The 4,684-nt window shown below is 71.2% G+C and carries 3 protein-coding genes; all 3 read right to left on the reverse strand.

Annotated features, from left to right (window positions below):
- A partial coding sequence (locus tag GUY60_RS34745) for a hypothetical protein (protein WP_161705220.1) occupies nucleotides 1–830 on the reverse strand: 830 nt, incomplete at its 3' end.
- Between the two features lie 785 nt (nucleotides 831–1,615).
- Nucleotides 1,616–3,046, reverse strand: coding sequence for a gamma-aminobutyraldehyde dehydrogenase (locus GUY60_RS34750; protein ID WP_161705222.1), 1,431 nt, complete (start codon nucleotides 3,044–3,046; stop codon nucleotides 1,616–1,618).
- On the reverse strand, nucleotides 3,039–4,684 hold a 1,646-nt coding region (locus tag GUY60_RS34755; RefSeq protein ID WP_161705224.1), incomplete at its 5' end, for a thiamine pyrophosphate-dependent enzyme. The genes GUY60_RS34750 and GUY60_RS34755, both read right to left, overlap by 8 nt.

Below are 4,684 nucleotides of genomic sequence, written 5' to 3' on the forward strand. Positions count from 1 at the left end.
CCCTTGCCCCGCCACCCCGCACCCGGAGACGTGTCGCCCGCCATGCCCGCGAAGAGTGCAGTCAGCCGGGGGTGCGACGTCATGACGAACTGACCCCGCGCGGTGATGTCCCCGTTCTTGTCGGAGAGTTCCAGGGAGCAGGTCTGGAGACGGTTCCCGACGGCACTCGCGTAGCCCAGGAGCGTGCCGTGTCGCGGCTCGATCCGCATCCCGGGAACACGGCACGACGGGCGGCCTTGCGGGTAGGTCTCCCCCTGCTGCGCCGTCCGCACAGGGGCAGTGATCCGTGACGGCTCCCCCTGGGCGCAGCCCGCCTTCTCCCGGGCGGTGTTCGCCAGGGACAACAGCAGCTCGACGACGTCCCGTTCGGATTCGAGTTCCGGTACGAGGCCATGCGACCGCACGGTGACGACCATGGGCACACCCCCGCTGTCACACTCCTTCGGCAGTACGAGCGTGCCCCGGTCCCTGCCCACGACGCCGGGCAGCCCCTCGGGCAACGGCGCGGCGTTCCCGTGCAGCACGTCGGCCAGCCATACCTGGCGCGGCCGACCCGTCGAGCGGGGCGGCGGACCGACGCGGGCGACCAGCCTGTTGGCGGCGGTCTCCATGGTGCACGTGGCCTGTTCACCACGTTCCGGCGCACCGGACTCCTCGGCCACTCGCTCGAAGTCTTCCCCGAGCACCTGCGGGCCGCTGCCCTCCTGCCAAGCGCCCCAGCAGTAGCTGCGCGGCGAAAACGGCCCGGAGTCCGTTGCCCACGTCACCAACATCGCGCCCGCCAGCACGACGAGAGTCAGAGCGAGCACGGCCCTCGTACGGCGCCACATGCTCCGCACGGTCCTCTCCGCTCCCCACACCACGATCCCCCGCTCGCCATCGCCAGTCCGAGGAGGCTACCTGCCGGGCACACGTGTTCGGGGGAATGGGCAGCTGAGGCTCCCCAGGAATGCGAAGGGAGCTGACAGCGGGCGTCAGTTGGGACTCATCTGCAAGTCCACCGACGGCGAGGCCTGGGGCTTCTATGGGTGGGGCCGGATTCCCCGGGGGTGGGCAGCGAGCAGCGACTGAGCGTTTCACCTGGCGGGGTGAGCAGGCCGGGCTGATGACGCTGCGTGTGACGGCGCTCTCCACGCTGATCATCGTCGGGGCGGCCGCTCCCCCGTCCGTCTGTGCATCCGAAGAAAGCGCCCTAGGTAGCGTCTTGCCGATCACTCGGTGAGCCAGATGAGGGTGCTGGCGAGGGTGATGACGGCTTGGTAGCGGGCTGTGGCTCTGCCCACGTCGAAGATCAGCGTTTCTCGATGAGTTCCGGAGGCACCACGGCTGCCGATCTCGGTCGGCAGCGGGCAGCAGCACGGGACAGGCCGGAGAAACTCACCGGGCCCGCCCGACTGCCGCTCGCCGCGGGGCACCGACAGAGAAGATCGTCGACCGCTACAGGGCGGACAGCTTCGTGGGGCATTCATCCGTCGGGCGGCGTTGGATGAGGTCGGTCATCCCGAAGTGGGCGACCAGGCGGTAGCAGCGGCCAGTTCACGGCGCAGGCGCAGTTTCTCGGCGACGGTCGCGGACGTGGTTCCGTACATCTGCGTCATGAGGTTCCTCCCGTGGCTCAGGGCTGTTGGTGAGCTGCCATTACGTGCTTGACCCGCATGTAGTCGTCGAGGCCGTAGCGGCTGAGGTCGCGGCCGATGCCGGACTGCTTGTAGCCGCCGTGGGGCATCTCGGCGGGGATCACCTGGTGGCAGTTGAGCCATACGCAGCCGAAGTCGAGGTCGGCGCTCACCCTCATGGCGCGGCCGAGTTCGGTGGTCCAGACGCTGGAGGCGAGTCCGAAGTCGACGCCGTTGGCAAGGGCGATGGCCTCTTCCTCGGTATCGAAGGGCTGGACCGTGACGACCGGGCCGAAGGTCTCCCGCTGCACGACGTCGTCGTCCTGCTGGACCCCGGAGATGACGGTGGGCGGGAAGAAGTACCCCGGGCGGTCGAGTCGGCTGCCTCCGGTCTCGACGGTCGCGTGGGCCGGCAGTCCGTCCACGACGGACGCGACGCGGGCGGCGTGTGCCGCACTGTTGAGGGGGCCGTAGAGGACGTCCGCCTCGTCGGGTGAACCGGTCCTCGTGATGCGCGCCGCTTCGACGAGCGCGGCCAACAGGGCGTCGTAGGAGTCGCGTTGGACGAGTACACGGGTCAGCGCGGTGCAGTCCTGGCCGGCGTTGAAGAAGGCCGCGTCGGCGAGGGCGCGGGCCGTGCGCACCAGGTCGACGTCGGCGAAGACGACGGCCGGGGCCTTGCCTCCCAGCTCCAGGTGGACGTTCTTGACGTCGCGCGCAGCCTCGGCCATCACCTCGGAGCCGGCACGTGTGCTGCCGGTGATGGCGACCATGTCGACGTCTGGGTGGGCGACGAGGGCGCGACCCGTGTCGCGGTCGCCGCAGATGACGTTGACTACGCCCGGTGGGAAAGCCTCCTGGGCGAGTTCGCCGAGGAGCACGGTCGACCAGGGCGTCGTGTCGGACGGCTTGAGCACCACCGTGTTGCCGGCCGCGAGCGCGGGGCCGAGCTTCCACACGGCCATCATGAACGGGTAGTTCCACGGCGTGACCTGGGCGACCACGCCGACGGGCTCGCGCCGGATGTAAGAAGTGTGTCCTTCCGCGTACTCCCCCGCCGCAACGCCCTCCAGGACGCGGGCCGCGCCCGCGAAGAACCTCAACTGGTCGGCACCGCGCAGGATTTCGAGCGTACGGGTCGCCTCGCGCGGCTTGCCCGTGCTCCGTACCTCGGCGTCGAGCAGCTGGTCGGCGTGGGCGACGACGAGGTCGGCGAGCTTCAGGAGCGCTTCCTGCCGGCGGGCCGGGGTACTGCGGCGCCAGGCGGGCAGGGCCCGGCGGGCCGCTGCGACGGCCGTGTCCACGTCGGCCGCGGAGGAACGCGGCGCCGTGCCGTAGACCGCTCCGGTCGACGGGTCGGTCAGCTCCATGCGGTCCGCGATGTCGACCCGGCCGCCGTCGATGAGGTTGTGCAGGGACAGGTCAGACATCGGCGTTCTCCTTGCGCACGGATGCGACGGTGACACCGGGCGCGAGTCGGCCCTGGGTCACCTTCAGCTCGATCAGGGCGGCCTTGCCGCTGGTGAGCGCACGTTCCAGGGCGGGTGCGAACTCCTCGGTGGCGGTGACGGTTTCGCCATGGGCGCCGAAGGCACGGGCGTACGCGGCGAAGTCCGGGTTGCCGAGCGCCGTGCCGCTGACCCGGCCCGGGTAGCTCTGTTCCTGGTGCTGGCGGATCGTGCCGTACTGGCTGTTGTCGAGTACGAGGATCAGCGGCGTGACGCCCTCGGCCACAGCGGCGGCCAGTTCTTGGCCGTTCATGAGGAAGCAGCCGTCACCTGCGACCGACACCACGGCCTTGTCGGGTTCGGCGAGCGCGGCGGCGACGGCGGCCGGGATGCCGTAGCCCATCGACCCGTTGCGCGGGGCGAGTTGGCGGGCGCCGCCGTCCAGGGCGAGGAAGCGCTGCGCCCAGATCGCATGGTTGCCCGCACCGAACGTGACGACGCGATCCGCGGGCAGGCGCGCGTTCAGGGTCTCGAAGACAGTGCCGAGGTCCAGCGGGTCGGTGTCGTGCAGGGGTGTGCGGAACGCGAGGTGCGCTGCCCTGTCCTCCTTGGTGTGAACCGCCCATGGCGGGGTGCCGTCCGGCCGGAGGGCGCCCAGGGCCCGGCCGACGGCTGTCGGCGCGGCAAGGAGGGCGAGCTCCGCCCGGTACAGGTGTCCCGGTGCCAGCGGTTCGGGCAGCGCGGTGACCAGGCGGGGGCCGGCCCCGTCGGTGGGCAGCAGCGTGAAGCCGTCCGTGGGCACGTCACCGGGGGCAGCGCCGAGCGCGATCACGAGGTCGGCGGTGCGCAGCCGCTCGGCGAGGTGGTCGGAGCGGCCGTAGCCGAGGGCGCCGACGTACGAATCGGAGTCGTGGCCGAGGAGGTCCTGGCAGCGGAAGTCGGTCGCGACGGGCAGCCGCCACGCTTCGGCCCAGACTCGCACGTCGGCGCGCGCCTCGTCGGTCCAGCGGCTGCCGCCGAGCACCACGAGGGGACGCTCTGCCGCGCTCAACAGCCCCCGAAGTCGCTCGAGTTCGGCCTCCGAGACGGCACCTTCCGCGGGCGGGGCGGGGACTCCGTCGGCCACGCGGACGATGTCAGTGAGCATGTCCTCGGGCAGGCCGAGCACGACGGGTCCGGGGCGGCCGCCCTCCGCGACGGCGAAGGCGCGGGCGACGTACTCGGGTATCCGGGCGGCGTCGTCGATCGTCTCGACGAGCTTGGCGCTGGCTCCGAACGTGCCGCGCAGGTCGAGCTCCTGGAAGGAGTGCCGGTCGGTGTGCCCGCGGGGCACCAGGCCGATGAAGAGGATCAGCGGAGTGGCGTCCTGGTGCGCGGTGTGCAGCGCCACCAGAGCGTTGGTGGCACCGGGCCCCCGGGTCGTGAAGCAGACTCCGGGACGCCCGGTGAGCTTGCCGTGCGCCTCCGCCATGTAGGCGGCGCCCCCTTCGTGACGGCACACCACCATGCGTACGGGAGCGTCGTGCAGGGCGTCGAGCGCGGCGAGGTAGCTTTCGCCGGGCACGCCGTACACGGTGTCGACGCCATGGGCGACGAGCTGGTCGATCAGGACCTGTCCGC

Origin of the sequence: Streptomyces boluensis (genome assembly GCF_009908195.1) — a bacterium.
Classification (GTDB): Bacteria; Actinomycetota; Actinomycetes; order Streptomycetales; family Streptomycetaceae; genus Streptomyces; species Streptomyces boluensis.

Bases quoted from the DNA above. Each gene is read 5' to 3' on its own strand.
- GUY60_RS34750 (WP_161705222.1), bottom strand. From the start codon at position 3,046: ATGTCTGACCTGTCCCTGCACAACCTCATCGACGGCGGCCGGGTCGAC.